This window comes from Azospirillum sp. TSO22-1 (assembly GCF_003116015.1).
In the GTDB taxonomy this organism is placed as follows: Bacteria; Pseudomonadota; Alphaproteobacteria; order Azospirillales; family Azospirillaceae; genus Azospirillum.
Genome location: NZ_LGQZ01000103.1, coordinates 1 through 15,207 on the forward strand (window position 1 = coordinate 1; position 15,207 = coordinate 15,207).

Here is a 15,207-nt window from a genome sequence, read left to right on the forward strand (position 1 = left end):
GGTTCTCCCTCCCCCAGCCCCGCTGGGGGAGGGTGGGGGTGGGGGCAACGGCCATTCCCGAAAGCCATAGCCCCCACCCTCCCGCTGCGCGGGCCCCTCCCTCCCCCGCCGGAGGCGAGGGAGGGACAAGCTCCTCGCCCCGGCACGGTTCTTGAGTGGCTCTCCCCCGCCATAGCCCGGAGTCCGTTCGGACACGGGTCCCCGCCCTCCCCTGCCCGCGCACCGCGGCGCAGGACGGCGGCGGCCCGTATCCCAACGCCTCCGGCCCTGCCGGCGCAGCCCTCGGCGGCCGCGCGGCCAGCACCGCCTCCACCGCGTGGGGACGAAACGCCCCGGTGCGGCCCGGTCTTGCCCGGCAGTTCCGTCCGGGCGCGGCAGCATTTGCCGGGCAGCGCCTGCCGCAGCGGGCGCATGGCCACGGAATCCTCGGCTTTTCCGGGTTGGCACGCCGGCTGCATAGGGTACAGCGCCGATGCGGTGGTCGCGGCGGCTGCGAGAACCGGAAGAGACGACGATGGAAAACCCGATCTACATCGCCCTGTCGCGCCAGAACGCGCTGCGCCGGCAGATGGATGTTGTGGCCAACAACGTCGCCAACATGAACACCACCGGCTTCAAGCAGCAGCGCGTGATGTTCACCGAGTTCCTGCAGCGCCCGGCCATGCACGAGCAGGTCAGCATGGTCCAGGACCGCGCCGTGGTGCGCGACCTGACCGCCGGCGGCATGGTCAACACCGGCAACCCGCTGGACGTGGCGCTGACCGGCCCGGGCTACTTCACCGTCGATACCGCGTCGGGCCGCCGCTACACCCGCAACGGCTCGTTCCGCATGGACGGCCAGCGCCAGCTGGTGGACGGCAGCGGCCTGCCGGTGCTCGCCGACAACGGCCAGCCGATCACCATCCCGCCGAACACCACCACCATCGAGGTCAAGGGCGACGGCACCGTCACCACCGAGCTGGGCCCGGTCGCCCGCCTGAACGTCGTGACCTTCCGGCGCGAGCAGATGATGACCGAGGTCGGCGCCGGCCTCTACGTCAGCGACGAGGAGCCGCAGGCGGCCCCGGCGGAGACGAAAGTGGCACAGGGTATGCTTGAGCAATCCAACGTGAAGCCGGTTCTCGAGATGACCCAGATGATCGACATCAACCGCCAGTACCAGCAGGCGCAGAAGATGATCGAGAACGAGAACGAGCGCATCCGCAACGTCATCCAGCGGCTCGGCCGCACCGTCTGAGCGAAGAGAAACGGGAGTACACAGCCATGCGCAGCCTCGCCATCGGTGCCACCGGAATGCTGGCCCAGCAGCTCAACGTCGAGACCATCTCGAACAACATCGCCAACTCGACGACCACCGCGTTCAAGAAGCAGCGCGCCGAGTTCCAGGACCTGCTCTACCAGAACTTCCGCCGCATCGGCTCGACCTCGTCGGACGCCGGCACCACGGTGCCGACCGGCGTGCAGATCGGCGCCGGCGTGCGCGTCGCCTCGGTCGGCCGCATCCTCGAGCAGGGCAACCTGAACGTCACCGACAACAAGCTCGACGTGGCGGTCAACGGCACCGGCTACTTCCAGGTGACGCTGCCCAGCGGCGACACCGCCTACACCCGCGCCGGCAACTTCAAGCTGTCGGCCGAGGGCGTGATCGTTACCGCCGACGGCTATCAGGTGCAGCCGGCCATGACCATCCCGACCAACGCGGTGGACATCGCGATCAACCCGTCGGGCGAGGTGATGGTGAAGCTGGACGGCCAGGTGAACCCGCAGAACGTCGGCCAGATCCAGCTGGCGGCCTTCGCCAACGCCGGCGGCCTGGAGGCGGTGGGCGACAACCTGTTCATGCAGACCCCGGCCTCGGGCGAGGCGGTCGCCGGCAACCCCGGCGCCCCCGGCTTCGGCCGGCTGGTGCAGGGTGCCCTGGAGACCTCGAACGTCAACATCGTGCAGGAGATCACCACGCTGATCTCCGCCCAGCGCGCCTACGAGATGAACTCCAAGGTCATCAAGACCACCGACGAGATGATGCAGCAGGCCGGCCAGATGCGCTGACGCCGCGCGCCGCCTGTCCCGCATTCCACGGAGTACCCGCCATGTTCCGCCGCACCGCCGCCCGCGCCCTCCTCCTCGGCAACCTCGGCTTGGCACTTCTTGCCGGCCCGGCGTTTTCTGCCGAGTCCCAGAGCCTCGTGTACGGCGCCACCCACGCGGAAGCGGCGCTGGGCGAGGCGCTGGCGCGCCACATCACGATCGGCCGCATGCGGCTGGAGATCGACAACCGCGCCGCCGAGCTGCGCGTGCCCGCCGGCCAGACGCCGACCGGCGCGCCGCGGGTCGAGAACCTCTACTACAACCCGGTGCAGGCCCGCTTCGCGGCCGAGCTGGTGGTGCCCGGCACCACCGCGCGCCTGCCGGTCTCCGGCCGGGCCTACGGCACGGTGGACGTGCCGGTGCTCAGCCACCGCGTGTCGCCGGGCGATACCATCGCCGCCGGCGACGTGGACTGGGTCGAGCTGCGCGCCGACCAGGCCGGCACCGACGTCGCCGCCACCGAGGCGCAGCTGATCGGCATGACGCCGAAGCGCGGCATCCCGGTGAACCAGCCGGTGCGCATCCGCGACCTGCAGTCGCCGCGCATCGTGGACAAGGGGTCCCTGGTCACCATCACGCTGGAGACCGGCAGCATGTCGCTGTCCACCCAGGGCAAGGCGCTGCAGGAAGGCGGCAAGGGCGACGTGATCCGCGTGGTCAACACCGCGTCCAACCGCATCGTCGAGGCGGTGGTTTCCGGCCCCAGCCGGGTGTCGGTCGGCCGCCCTGGCACGGCCGTTGCAGCTAAGTAGGGCAAGCCCCACCCGGCCGGCAAAAAACGCCCGGCGCACGACCGACGAAGGAACGCAGCCATGACCGCCCGCCCCGCCCTCCGCATCGCCGCCCGGCTGTCCCTGGCCGCCGCCCTCGCCGCGTCGCTGGCCGCCTGCAACGCCGCGACCCGGCTGTCCGAGGTCGGCTCCGGCCCGCAGCTCAGCCAGATCAAGGACCCGTACACGCAGCCGGGCTACCAGCCGGTGAGCCTGCCGATGCCGACGCCGATGCCGGCGGAGCGCAACCCCAACTCGCTGTGGCGCTCGGGCTCCAAGGCGTTCTTCAAGGACCAGCGCGCCAAGCAGGTCGGCGACATCCTGACGGTGCTGATCACCATCAACGATCAGGCGCAGATGGCCAACGAGACCAAGAAGTCGCGCGACAACAGCGAGAACATGGGCCTGCCCAGCCTGCTGGGCCTGGAGAGCCAGTTCAAGAACGCGCTGCCGAGCGCCGTCGATCCCTCCAAGCTGATCGACGCCTCCAGCAAGAGCTCGAACGACGGCAAGGGCAACATCACCCGCAAGGAGCAGATCGAGCTGAAGGTCGCGGCGCTGGTCACCCAGACCCTACCGAACGGCAACCTGGTCATCCAGGGCCGCCAGGAGGTGCGCGTGAACTACGAGCTGCGCGACCTGAACATCACCGGCGTGATCCGCCCCGAGGACATCACCGCGCAGAACACCATCAGCTACGAGAAGATCGCCGAGGCCCGCATCGCCTACGGCGGCCGCGGCCAGCTCAGCGACGTGCAGCAGCCGCGCTACGGCCAGCAGATCTTCGACATCATCTCGCCGTTCTGATCGACGCGCCGGAAAACCCGGCGGCACGAGGCGGGTGGGCAGAAAGGGCCGGCAGAAACTGCCGGCCCTTCTTCTTGTGGACTGCCGGCCCTGCGACAACGGGAAACACCCGCACCGGGGAGCGCAGGTTGCCTGTCCGCGCCCATTCCGCGATGATCCGCCCGGAATTTCAAACGAGTGGAGAGGACCGATGCATCACCCCGAAGCGCTGGAGCCCATCGTCACCTTCCTGCGCGGCGTCGGCCTGAGCATCGAGTACGGCGAGGGGGCGCATGACGGCTTCCTGCCGGGCGTGAACATCCACGCCGGGGTGATCCATATCGATCCCGATACACTGAGCGGGTCGGGCGACCTCCTGCACGAGGCCGGACACATCATCGTCGTGCCGCGCCGCTATTGGCCCCGCCTGGGGAGGGACCTGCAAGCGGACATCGAGTCCCTCGTCGCGGAGGAGCCTGCGAATCCGGAGCTCGGGCGGGCGGCACAGATGGGCGAGTTCATGTCCCAGGCGTGGTCCTACGCCGTCGTCCGGCATCTTGGGCTGCCGATGGACTGCGTCTTCTTTCCGGAGTCCTACAACCGCGACCAGTATGACGGGACACATCCGATGCTGGCGTGGCTGGAACGGGGGACCCATTATGGCCCGATGGCCCTGGCGCAGGCCGGCATGACCGGCTTTTCCGGCGTGTACGGCCTTCTGCACGACAACGGCCTGCCCACCTTTCCCCAGATGACCCGCTGGACGCTGGACTGATGCCGGGATGAAATAGCCGGGCCGGCCGGAGCGTTCGTCCGGGATGAGCGAGACCCCCATGCCCCTGCCCTGCCCGCTCTGCCACGCCTCGCCCCTCACCCCGTTCACCGAGGTGCGCGGCCGGCGCTACCTCCGCTGCGGCACCTGCGCGGTCACCGTCCTCGACCCGGCGCAGTTGCCCACGCCGGAGGAGGAGCGCGCCGAGTACGGCCTGCACCGCAACGATCCCGGTGACCCCGGCTACCGCCGCTTCCTGGCGCAGGCCACCGACCCGCTGCTGGAACGGCTGCTGCCGGGGGCGGAGGGATTGGACTTCGGCAGCGGCCCGGGGCCGGCGATCGCGGCGATGCTGGGAGAGCGCGGCTTCGCGGTGCGCAACCACGACCCGCTGTTCCATCCCGACGCCGACGCCCTGGCGCGGCGCTACGACTTCGTCACCTGCACCGAGGTGGCCGAGCACTTCCACCACCCCGCCGCCGGATTCGCGCAGCTCGACGGATTGCTGAAGCCGGGCGGCTGGCTGGCGCTGATGACCGGGGTTCTGTACGACGACGCGGGGTTCGCCGGCTGGTCCTACATCCGCGAGATCAGCCACGTCGCCTTCTATCGGCCGGAAACGCTGGCCTGGATCGCTGGCCGATTCGGCTGGACGCTGGAGATGGCCGGGCGGAACGTCGCGCTGTTCCGCAAGGGGTAAAGGGGCGACTCGCCCCCACCCCTGACCCCTCCCCCGCTTCGCAGGGGAGGGGGAAAGGCGGCGGAGTGCCCTCCCCTGCGAAGCGGGGGAGGGTTAGGGTGGGGGCAATGAATGGAAAAGGTGGTCAGTCGTCGCGCTGGGTGCGTTCCATGCGCTCGTGCCGCTCCTGGGCCTCCAGGCTCAGCGTGGCGATGGGGCGGGCGTCGAGACGGCGCACGGAGATCGGCTCGCCGGTCTCCTCGCAATAGCCGTAGGAGCCGTCCACGATGCGCTCCAGCGCCGCGTCGATCTTGGAGATCAGCTTGCGCTCGCGGTCGCGGGTGCGCAGCTCCAGGGCACGGTCGGTCTCGGCCGAGGCGCGGTCGGCGATGTCCGGCTCCTGGATCCCGCCTTCCTGAAGGCTGTGCAGCGTCTCGTTCGACTCCGCGAGGAGTTCCGCCCGCCACCGCAGCAGCTTCTGGCGGAAATACTCCCGCATCGTCGGGTTCATGAACGGCTCGTCTTCAGACGGCGTGTAGCCCGGGGGCAGAAGCGGCGAGGACATCCGATGGCTTCCAACTCAAAGGGGTAATCTGAGCGGCGCGGAGTATAGGTAGACCGCCCCCGCCCCGCAACCCTGCGGATGAGCATCGCGAAAACAGGCAAGCCCTTGGAGTCCCGAAAGGGTTTCCCGTCCGGACCGGGTGCCGGGCGCGCGCGTCACGAGGATTGCAGCTTGGCCAGTTCCACCTGCGCCCGCAGGTCGATCTCGTCGAGGATCTCCGCCAGCTTGGGATCGTCCACCTGCACCTTGCGCGACTGCACGACGCGCTGCAGGTCCGTCAGCTTCTGCGCCGACAAGGATCCGGACAGCAGGCCGTGGCGGATCTCGTCCATCATGTCGAGCATGTCCTCCGCCCGCATCTTGCCGCGCGACGCGCGGGCCGTGGCATCGTCCACCTCCTGCAGCGCCAGCACGCTGGAGACGCCGAACACGCCGGACGCGCCGGTCACGCCGTGGGTCGCGGTGGTGTCGCCGACCAGTTGCTTGGCGAAGCTGGCGCCACCCGAGGCATCGGTCTTGCCGGTGCGCCGGACCGTGCCGCTGCCGCGAAGATTTCCGGGACCTTCGACTTTCATGATCTGCGCAACCACATAGCGGAAAAGGGCGTACTTCAGTCCCGTTTACCTTTACACCCGGTCAAGGTTTGCCGCAATCGGGCAAAAAGTGCCGACTCGTTGGGGCAAAAACTGGACGTGGGTAACCCGTCGGCCTGCGAGAACCTGACGATACGGGCTTGGCACGCCCTTCGCATAGGCTTTGGCGAGCTTTTGCGAAGAGACCATCGCCATGACACCGAACGCCATGACCGCCCTCATCCGCATCGTCGCCCGCCTCGTGCTGGCCACGGGCCTGGCTTTGGCCCTGACGGTTCCGGCCGCCGCGTCCTCCGCCCGGCTCAAGGACATCCTCGACGTCGAGGGCGTGCGCGACAACATGCTGATCGGCTACGGCCTGGTGGTCGGCCTGAACGGCAGCGGCGACAGCCTCAACAACTCGCCCTTCACCGAGCAGAGCCTGATCGGCATGCTGGAGCGGATGGGCGTCAACACCCGCGGCACCAACCTGCGCACCAAGAACGTGGCGGCGGTGATGGTGACGGCGACGCTGCCGGCCTACGCCGCGCAGGGCACGCGCATCGACGTGACGGTCAGCGCGATGGGCGACGCCAAGAGCCTGCTGGGCGGCACGCTGCTGGTCACCCCGCTGATGGGCGCCGACGGCGAGGTCTACGCGGTCGGCCAGGGGCCGATCGCCGTCTCCGGCTTCACCGCCTCCGGCCAGGGCGCCAGCGTGACGCGCGGCGTGCCGACCTCCGGCCGCATCGCCTCGGGCGCCCTGGTCGAGCGCGAGATCCAGTTCGCGCTGGCCGAGCTGCCGGTGCTGCGCCTCTCCCTGCGCAATCCCGACTTCACCACCGCCCAGCGCGTGGCGCTGGTCATCAACCAGCAGCTGCGCGGCAACCTGGCCCAGGCCACCGACCCGTCGTCGGTGCTGCTGACGGTGCCGCCGGCGCGGCGCGGCGACGTGGTCGGGCTGGTCACCGAGATCGAGCAGCTGCGCGTCACCCCCGACCAGGTGGCCCGCGTGGTGGTGGACGAGAAGTCCGGCGTCATCGTGATGGGCGAGAACGTGCGCATCTCCACGGTCGCCATCGCCCAGGGCAACCTGACCATCCGCATCACCGAGACCCCGCAGGTCAGCCAGCCCGGTCCGTTCTCCAACGGCCAGACGACGGTGGTGCCGCGCACCGACATCCAGGTGGACGACCAGTCGCAGAACCGCCTCGCCGTCATGAACTCCGGCGTCACCCTGCAGGAGTTGGTACAGAGTTTGAATGCGCTGGGAGTGGGTCCGCGCGACATGATCTCGATCCTCCAGTCGATCAAGGCCGCCGGAGCCCTGCAAGCCGAGATCGAGGTGATCTGATGGACGCCGCCCTGCAAACCCCCGCCCTGCCCGCCCCCCGCTTCAACCCGCTGGTCGAGCGCGCCGCCCACAAGGCCTACGGCGCCCCCGCGGGCGGCCCGGGCGGCCCAAGCGGCAAGGTGGACCCGGCGGTGGACTCCAAGCTGCGCAAATCGGCCAACGAGTTCGAGACGCAGTTCCTCAGCCAGATGCTGACGCCGATGTTCGAGACCGTCGAGACGGACCCGATGTTCGGCGGCGGCCATGGCGAGGAGATGTTCCGCTCGCTGCTGGTCAACGAGTACGGCAAGCAGATGAGCTCCCGCGGCGGCTTCGGCATCGCCGATTCCGTCTATCGCGAGCTTCTCAGGGCCCAGGAGGCCAACAGCCATGGATAAGGTCGACGTCCGCTTCCCAACCGAGCGCAAGCCGGTCAACCTGCCGCGCAACGCCGAGGAGCGCGCGGTCGCCCTGGTGGACCTGTGCTCCCGCCTCGCCCAGCAGATGGACCGCGAGACCGCCGCCGTCCGCGACCACCGGCCGCCCGAGGAGGTGATGGCGTTGGCCAACGGCAAGCACCCGCTGAGCATCGCCTACGAGGAGCTGTCGCGCCTGCTGCGCATCGACCGCGCCGGGATGGCGGCGCTCGCCCCGGACCTCAAGGAGAGGCTCGCCGCGGCGACGCAGACCCTGTCGGAGAGCGCGCGGGCCAACGTGCACGCGCTGAAGCTCGCCGGCGAGACGCAGCAGACGCTGGTCGACATGATGGTGCAGGCGATGAACCAGCTGCGCCAGACCGCACCGGGCGTGGCCTACGGCCCACGGCAATCGAACGGCCCGCTGCTGCGCGGCTACGGGGCGCCGACGCGCGGCCCCCAGACCTCGGCGACGCTGAACGCCTGTCTTTAGAGTTTTCAGCACCTCCATCCATCCGAACTTCAGGGGCTGCCGCACGGCGGCCCCTTTCCTTTCGGGGCCGGCAAGAAGCGCCGGCCCACCCGGCGGAAATTGCCGCCCCCCGGCGGGAACTGCCGGGCTCGCCGACCAAGCCATTGGGATTCCTTGATAACGCGTCTGGCCCGGGAGTTGCTACACGGCAGACGAGAAGCCAGTGCAAGGAAGGCGTCCCATGGAAATCCGCACGTTTGCCCCGCAGACCTCCTTCGACACCTCGTCCGTGGGCGCCGCGACGACGGGCGCCAAGGACGACATGTTCGCGCAGCTTCTCGACCAGGCCGCGACGCGCGCCGCCGAGCGCCGGCCGGAAGCCCGCACCCCCGAACCGCGCAAGCCCGCCGCGCGCCCCTCCGTCGCCCAGGAGGAGAAGCACAAGCCCGAGCGCGACGCGCCCGCCACCGAACGCCCGCCGCTCCAGGCGACGCGCTGGCAGGACACCCAGCCGGCAGCGCCGAAGCCGGTGGCCGAGCGCACCCCGTCGCGTTCGCCGCGCGCCGACGCGGCGCACGCCGCCAACGACGCCCGCAAGGCGGCGCACGCCGAGGACAAGGCCGCCAAGCCCGCGACCAAGGACGACGCGCCGCCCGCCGAAACTCCGGAGAAAGCCCCCGAGAAGGCAGGCGAGCACGCCGCCGCCGCCAAGCCGGCCCGCGCCGAGCGCGGCAACGGCACGCGCAAGACCGACAAGAGCGAAAGGCCCGGCGAGGCCAAGACCGACGAAGCGGACGCCGACGCCGAGGCGACCGCCGCCGCCAGCCAGACCGACACCGGCGACGCGGCCGACACCGCGACCGACGGCCAGTCCGCCCCCTCCGAGCCGCTCCCCGTCGAACTCGCGACGCCCGAGGCCGGCACCATTCCCGAAGGTACGGTCGTGGAGGCCGAGGTGACGGTCGTCGAGACCGTCGTGCAGCTCATCGCCGCGGACGGCTCGATCACCACCACAACCGCCATCGAGGCATCCGCCGCGGTCACCATCGACCCCATGGCCGAACCGGGCGTCCCTGTTCCGGTGCCGGGCGAAACCGGCGATCCCGCGATCGTCGCCGATGCCGCGGATGTCGCCGATGCCGGCAAGCCTGCCCGAACCGGCATGGCGCCGTCCGGCCCGGCGATGGCCGAGGCGGTGCAGACGGCCCTCGACGCCGCGCTCGCTGCCGCGGTCGCCGCTCAGCCGTCCGGCACCGCCACTCCGGTCCAAGCCCAAACCCTGACCCAACCGGAGACCACGGCCGAGCAGCTGGCCGCGACGACCGGCGATGCCGCGGCGGACGCCGCCGCGCCCACGCCCGCGCCCGCCACGCCGCCCGTCGCCCCGGTGGATCCGGCCGCGATGGCCGCGACGGCTGCCGCCATGACGGCGGCCCCGGCCGCCCCGCCCAGCACTCCGCCCGCCGACACGGCGTCGGCCGAGCCGGACAAGGCCATCCAGGACATCACGGTCGCCTCGGCCATGGCAGCCGCACAGCCGGCCGCGATCCCCGCCACGGCCGAGCCGGCCGCCGACGCCGCGAAGACCGACCCGAAGGCTGCCGAAGCGACAGCCGTCGGCAAGACGACGCCGGTCAAGCCGGAAGCACCGAAGGCCGAAAAGGCGGACGTGATCTCCAGCGCCGGAACCATCGGGACGGTGGACGCCGCATCCGCCGGCAAGGCGGAGGCGGCGGAGACCGCGGCCAAGCCCGACAAGGCCGAGGCGGCGGAGAAGGTCGAGAAGGAGCAGACCAGGCTGCCCGACGGCCTGGCCGACCTGCTCGGCGCCAAATCGGCCGAGAAGACCGCCGACAAGACGTCCGAGAAATCCGATGCGAAGCCCGCCGCCAAGGCGTCGTCCGAGGCGGTTCGCGACGGCGCCGCGCCGCAGCTGCAGGTCGCGACGCCCGAGCCGGTCGCGCCGGCGCGCGCCGCCGACTCCGCCGTCGCCACCGCCGACACCGCGGCGGTGCAGGAGATCGCCGGCGCGGCGCCGGCCGCACCGGCCGCAGCGGAGGCACCCGGCAACAAGGACCAGGCGACCGGGCACATTCTGCCGGCCGACGCGGCCAAGCCTGCCGCCCCGACCGAAGCGGCGGCCCCCGCCGTGCTGCGGACGATGCGGTCGCCGCATTTGCCGCTGGGCGTGACCGACCAGGTCGCGGTCAACATCCACAAGCACGTGGCCGACGGCAACGAGCGCTTCACCATCATGCTGAAACCGGAGGAGTTGGGCCGGATCGACATCCGGCTGGAAATCGCCCAGGACGGGCGGGTGAGCGCCATCGTCGCGGTGGACCGGCCGCAGACACTGGAGCTTCTGCAGCGTGACTCCCGCGGACTGGAACGGGCCTTGCAAGAGGCTGGACTGAAGGCCGACAGCGACAGCCTCAGCTTCAGCCTGCGCGACGACGGCGCCCCTTCCTTCGCGGATCAGCAGGAGGGTGGCCGGCAGAGCGCGGGCAAGCGGGGCCGCGGCTTCGGCGGCGGCGATGACGCCGTCGACGACGCGGCGATCCTGCAGACCCTCACCCTAGGCCCCGGGCGCGTCGACGTGCGCGTCTGACCCGCCCACCCGGAAAGGACCCCGTCATGACCACCACCTCCACCGTCAACGGCATGGACGTTTCGCAGCTCCAGACGAAGTGGCAGCAGACGAAGACGTCGGACAAGGCGGACGTCAAGACGACGGCGGAGACGAACACCACCGATTCGGCCATCAAGGGCCTGGGAAACAACTTCGCCAGCTTCCTGACGCTGCTGACCACGCAGCTGAAGAACCAGGACCCGACGAAGCCGATGGACACCAACGAGATGACGGCGCAGCTGGTGCAGTTCGCCAACGTCGAGCAGAACATCGGCACCAACACCCGCCTGGACAAGCTGGTGTCGATGCAGCAGTCGGCCCTGGCGTCGAGCAACCTGGGCTACTTGAACAAGACGGTGTCCTACGAGGGCACCAGCTTCACGCTGGACTCCAACACCACCGACACGCCGCTCGCCTACTCGCTGGACAGCAAGGCCAAGAGCGTGGAGGTCAAGATCCTCGATTCGTCGGGCAAGACGGTGCGCACCTTCAAGGGCGAGACCTCGATCGGCAAGCACCAGATCTCCTGGGATTACAAGGACTCGTCCGGCAACGCCGTGCCCGCCGGCACCTACAAGATCACCGCCTCCGCCACCGCCGAGAAGGACGGCGAGGTCAACTCGCCGAAGACCTACACATTCGGCCGCGTCGAAGGTGTGGGCTCCAAGGACGGCGAGACCACGCTGATGGTGGACGGCAAGGAACTGAAGCTCTCCTCCATCGAGTCCGTGCACTGAGTCCTTCACGCCGGCCGCCGGCGACGCCCCGCGGCCGGCCGGATGCCCGGCATTCGAGCCCAATTTGCCCGATTATTTGACATCTAAAGCATTAACCCTATCGTTTAGGTATTTGTTAAGTGGCTACGGTTACACTCCCCCTCCGTGGAGAGCACTAGCAGTGGTGGAGCGTCCGCGCATGTCATCTCGCGATATCTTGCTCAGCGACGATGGCTCCAACGGAGCGTCGATCATCGGGCCGGAAGGCCGCCCGATAACGGAAGAGGACCTGCCGCCGCCCAACACCAAGCGTTGGGTGATGCGGCGCAAGGCCGAGGTGGTGGCCGGTGTGCGCTCGGGCCTGATCAGCCTTGAGGAGGCGTGCCGTCGCTACACCCTGTCGGTGGAGGAGTTTCTGTCCTGGCAGCGGCTGATCGACAGCCACGGCGTGCGCGGCCTGCGCGCCACGCGCCTGCAGGACTACCGCAACGGCCAGCCTGCCCCGCGCCCCCGCGTGATGAGCGGCGCGGCCGAATAGCCACCCACCCCTTCGAGTCGCTTCAAAGACGCCGCCGGGTCCCGTTCCCCGCGGCGTCTTTGCTTTTTGGGCACGGGCTTTCCGTTGGCCGACCGGAAACGACAAAGGCCGCCCGGAGGCGGCCTTGCGGTCTCGATCGGAACAGGATGGTGGGCGCACAAGGACTCGAACCTTGGACCCGCTGATTAAGAGTCAGCTGCTCTACCAACTGAGCTATGCGCCCATCCTGGGTCGGCGTCTTGAGGAGATGGTGGGCGCACAAGGACTCGAACCTTGGACCCGCTGATTAAGAGTCAGCTGCTCTACCAACTGAGCTATGCGCCCATCTCACTCAACTGCACGGCTTCCTGGGAAACCGCCCGTCCGTACTGTCGTTCCGGCCGGCGAGGACGGGGGTATAGCAAAGGCTCCGGAGCTTGTCGATAGCAAAAAGCGCCGCCGCGCCGCGGATTTTTCCGCCCGCTCAGCCGCGCGGCGGCGGGGCCTTCGGCTCGGGCGCGTCGGCCACCGCGGCGCGGCCGGGATCGCGCTTCTGGGTCTCCAGCAGGATGTCGCGCGCGATCGGCGCCGCCGCCGTGGAACCGCCACCGCCATGCTCGACGATCAGGCCGATGGCGTAGCGCGGCGCGTGGACGGGCGCGAAGGCGACGAACAGCGCGTGGTCGCGCTCGCGCCAGGGCAACTGCTCGTTCTTTTTCACGCCGGTGGAGCGCTCGGCCATGGTGATGCGGCGCACCTGGGCGCTGCCGGTCTTGCCGGCCATCTCGAATCCGGGCTCGGTGATGCGCGCCTTGTAGGCGGTGCCGCCCTGTATGTTGGTGACGGCGTTCATGCCGGCCATCACCACCTCCAGGTTCTCCTTCTTGACGCCGAGGCTCGGCCAGTTCGTCGTCTCCGTCGCCACGCCCTTGATCTGCTTGGTCAGGTGCGGCCTGACCGCGTGGCCGCCGTTGGCCAGCCGGCAGGTCATGGTGGCGAGCTGCAGCGGCGTGGACAGCACGTAGCCCTGCCCGATCGAGGCGATCAGCGACTCGCCCTGCGTCCAGGTGGCGTTCAGCGCCTTCTTCTTCCACTCGCGCGTCGGGATCAGGCCCGGCCGCTCGTGCGGCAGGTCGAGCCCGGCCGCCTGCCCCATGCCGAAGCGCTGCGCCATCTCGGCGATGCGGTCGATGCCGAGGCGGCGGGCCAGGTCGTAGAAGTAGACGTCGCAGGAATCGCGCAGCGCCGACACCATGTCCACCGAGCCGTGGCCGCCCTTCTTCCAGCAGTGGAAGCGGTGGTCGCCCAGCTCCATCCAGCCGGGGCAGTGCACGGTGTGTTTCGGCCCGACCACGCCGGCCTCCAGCGCCGCCATCGCCACCACCGGCTTGAAGGTCGAGCCGGGCGGATACTGCCCCGCCACCGCCTTGTTGGTCAGCGGCGTCGTGGGGTTGGACAGCAGTTCCTCCCACAGCTCGGCGCTGATGCCCATGGTGAACTGGTTGGGGTCGTAGGTCGGGTGCGAGGCCAGCGCGTAGATGGCGCCGGTGTGCACATCCATCACCACGCAGGCGGCGCTCTGCTCCTCCGACAGCCGCTTCTGGCAGAACTGCTGAAGGCCGATGTCGATGGTCAGCTGCACCTCACGGCCGGGCTGGCCCTCGTCGCGCGACAGCTCGCGGATGACGCGGCCGACGGCGTTGACCTCCAGCTGGCTGGTGCCGGCGGTGCCGCGCAGGTTCTTCTCGTGGAACTTCTCGAGGCCGCCCTTGCCGATGCGGAAGCCGGGCAGCGACAGCACGGGGTCGCCATTCAACTCCGCCTCCGCCACCGCGCCGACGTAGCCGAGGATGTGCGCCGTCGCCTCGGCGAAGGGGTAGTAGCGGATCTCGCCGACGTCGATGGCCGCGCCCGGCAGGTCGGGCATGTTCATCTCCAGCGTCGCCACCTGCTCCCAGGTCAGGTTCTCGCGCACGGTGACCGGCACGAAGCGGCGCTTGCGCTGCATCTCGCGCATGACGCGCCTTCGGTCGCCGTCGGTCAGCGGCACGACCTGCGAGATCTTGTCCAGCGTCTCGGGAATGTTCTTGGTGCGCTCCGACACCACGACGACGCGGTAGTTCTGCTGGTTCATCGCCAGCGGCACGCCGAAGCGGTCGGTGATCGGCCCGCGCGACGGCGCGATCAGGCGCAGGCTGATGCGGTTCTCCTCGGCCAGCATGGTGTACTTGGCCGACTGAAGGACCTGCAGGTAGTAGAGCCGCCCCGCCAGGGCGGACAGCAGGCCGACCTTCAGCCCGCCCAGCACCAGCATGCGGCGGGTGAAGCTGCGGTAGCGGTCGGTGTCGCGCTCGCTGGACATTCTGGGCATGGGCTCAGCCTTGCAGGAAGGCCCGGTGCACGCGGATGAACAGCCACGCGAACACGGGGAACAGCGCCAGGGTCAGCAGCGCCTGGAAGAACGGGGCGTTGAACGGCACCGCGGAGGCGCTGAGCGCGCACACCACCAGCCATTGCAGCACCGCCGCGCCGAGCACGATCAGGGCGAAGCCGACCCACATCAGGGCGAAGGTGTTGGCCAGGAAGAAGCGGCGCTGCGTCAGCACCGTCCAGTGCACGCACACCAGCGTCAGGGCGTTGAGGCCGAGCGGCGCCCCCGACAGCAGGTCCTGCAGCAGGCCGAGCGCGAACACCGCCCCCGGCCGCAGCAGGTCCGGCCGGTGGATCGCCCAGTAGTAGACGGCCATGAGGGTCAGCGCCGGCGCGATCTCCGTGTAGGACGGGATCTGCAGCGGCACCATGCCGAGCAGCAGCAACATCACCGTGACCGCGAACGGGGCGAGGTTGCGGCCGGTCTTGTCCAGACGCTGCCAGAGAGTAACGGTCATACTG

16 protein-coding genes and 2 tRNA genes are annotated in these 15,207 nt (G+C 69.7%); 12 read left to right on the top strand and 6 right to left on the bottom strand.

Annotation, left to right across the window (positions count from 1 at the left end; translation table 11 throughout):
• Nucleotides 1–514 precede the first annotated feature (514 nt).
• The 6 genes from flgF (at nt 515) to TSO221_RS24660 (ending at nt 5,116) form a co-directional block, all read left to right on the top strand.
• Nucleotides 515–1,237: a flagellar basal-body rod protein FlgF gene (gene flgF, locus TSO221_RS24635; protein ID WP_109121167.1), complete on the top strand. Its 723-nt coding sequence runs from the start codon at nt 515–517 to the stop codon at nt 1,235–1,237.
• Between the two features lie 26 nt (nt 1,238–1,263).
• On the top strand, nt 1,264–2,049 hold the full coding sequence (gene flgG, locus TSO221_RS24640; RefSeq protein WP_109121168.1) for a flagellar basal-body rod protein FlgG: 786 nt from the start codon (nt 1,264–1,266) through the stop codon (nt 2,047–2,049).
• A gap of 41 nt (nt 2,050–2,090) precedes the next feature.
• Entirely contained in the window at nt 2,091–2,840 is a 750-nt protein-coding gene (flgA, locus tag TSO221_RS24645; RefSeq protein WP_109121169.1) for a flagellar basal body P-ring formation chaperone FlgA, read from the top strand.
• Nucleotides 2,841–2,900: 60 nt separating this feature from the next.
• Nucleotides 2,901–3,665 carry a flagellar basal body L-ring protein FlgH gene (flgH, locus tag TSO221_RS24650; protein WP_109121170.1) on the top strand — a complete coding sequence of 255 codons (765 nt, stop codon included), beginning with the start codon at nt 2,901–2,903 and terminating at the stop codon, nt 3,663–3,665.
• Between the two features lie 190 nt (nt 3,666–3,855).
• Entirely contained in the window at nt 3,856–4,419 is a 564-nt protein-coding gene (locus TSO221_RS24655) for a hypothetical protein (RefSeq protein WP_109121171.1), read from the top strand.
• 43 nt (nt 4,420–4,462) lie between these two features.
• Complete coding sequence (locus TSO221_RS24660; protein WP_247878240.1) at nt 4,463–5,116, top strand: class I SAM-dependent methyltransferase; 654 nt, start codon at nt 4,463–4,465, stop codon at nt 5,114–5,116.
• Nucleotides 5,117–5,240: 124 nt separating this feature from the next.
• On the opposite strand, the gene dksA is transcribed toward TSO221_RS24660, so the two are convergent.
• A complete protein-coding gene (dksA, locus tag TSO221_RS24665) occupies nt 5,241–5,660 on the bottom strand; it encodes an RNA polymerase-binding protein DksA (RefSeq protein ID WP_109121172.1) in 420 nt (139 codons plus the stop codon).
• A 155-nt stretch (nt 5,661–5,815) separates the two neighbouring features.
• Nucleotides 5,816–6,235 carry a flagellar assembly protein FliX gene (locus TSO221_RS24670; RefSeq protein WP_109121173.1) on the bottom strand — a complete coding sequence of 140 codons (420 nt, stop codon included), beginning with the start codon at nt 6,233–6,235 and terminating at the stop codon, nt 5,816–5,818.
• 211 nt (nt 6,236–6,446) lie between these two features.
• Here TSO221_RS24670 and TSO221_RS24675 point away from each other — a divergent pair, with 211 nt between their 5' ends.
• The 6 genes from TSO221_RS24675 (at nt 6,447) to TSO221_RS24700 (ending at nt 12,336) form a co-directional block, all read left to right on the top strand.
• On the top strand, nt 6,447–7,586 hold the full coding sequence (locus TSO221_RS24675; RefSeq protein ID WP_109121174.1) for a flagellar basal body P-ring protein FlgI: 1,140 nt from the start codon (nt 6,447–6,449) through the stop codon (nt 7,584–7,586).
• Nucleotides 7,586–7,963 (top strand): rod-binding protein, encoded by a 378-nt coding sequence (locus TSO221_RS24680; protein WP_109121175.1) that lies wholly within the window; start codon nt 7,586–7,588, stop codon nt 7,961–7,963. The genes TSO221_RS24675 and TSO221_RS24680 overlap by 1 nt, the downstream gene beginning before the upstream one ends.
• Nucleotides 7,956–8,474, top strand: coding sequence for a flagellar basal-body protein (locus TSO221_RS24685; RefSeq protein ID WP_109121176.1), 519 nt, complete (start codon nt 7,956–7,958; stop codon nt 8,472–8,474). The genes TSO221_RS24680 and TSO221_RS24685 overlap by 8 nt, the downstream gene beginning before the upstream one ends.
• Before the next feature lie 220 nt (nt 8,475–8,694).
• Entirely contained in the window at nt 8,695–11,061 is a 2,367-nt protein-coding gene (locus TSO221_RS35130; protein WP_247878242.1) for a flagellar hook-length control protein FliK, read from the top strand.
• 26 nt (nt 11,062–11,087) lie between these two features.
• The gene (locus TSO221_RS24695) at nt 11,088–11,819 is read left to right on the top strand and encodes a flagellar hook capping FlgD N-terminal domain-containing protein (protein ID WP_109121177.1); all 732 of its coding nucleotides are present in this window, start codon (nt 11,088–11,090) and stop codon (nt 11,817–11,819) included.
• Between the two features lie 178 nt (nt 11,820–11,997).
• Complete coding sequence (locus TSO221_RS24700; protein WP_109121205.1) at nt 11,998–12,336, top strand: DUF1153 domain-containing protein; 339 nt, start codon at nt 11,998–12,000, stop codon at nt 12,334–12,336.
• A gap of 147 nt (nt 12,337–12,483) precedes the next feature.
• Here TSO221_RS24700 and TSO221_RS24705 read toward each other — a convergent pair.
• The 4 genes from TSO221_RS24705 to mreD all read right to left on the bottom strand — a co-directional run bounded on the left by TSO221_RS24705 (nt 12,484) and on the right by mreD (nt 15,203).
• Nucleotides 12,484–12,559 (bottom strand) — tRNA-Lys (locus TSO221_RS24705).
• 25 nt (nt 12,560–12,584) lie between these two features.
• A tRNA-Lys gene (locus TSO221_RS24710) sits at nt 12,585–12,660 on the bottom strand.
• Between the two features lie 139 nt (nt 12,661–12,799).
• Nucleotides 12,800–14,677 (bottom strand): penicillin-binding protein 2, encoded by a 1,878-nt coding sequence (gene mrdA, locus TSO221_RS24715; protein WP_109121178.1) that lies wholly within the window; start codon nt 14,675–14,677, stop codon nt 12,800–12,802.
• A gap of 13 nt (nt 14,678–14,690) precedes the next feature.
• Nucleotides 14,691–15,203: a rod shape-determining protein MreD gene (gene mreD / locus TSO221_RS24720; protein ID WP_109121179.1), complete on the bottom strand. Its 513-nt coding sequence runs from the start codon at nt 15,201–15,203 to the stop codon at nt 14,691–14,693.
• Nucleotides 15,204–15,207: the final 4 nt, after the last annotated feature.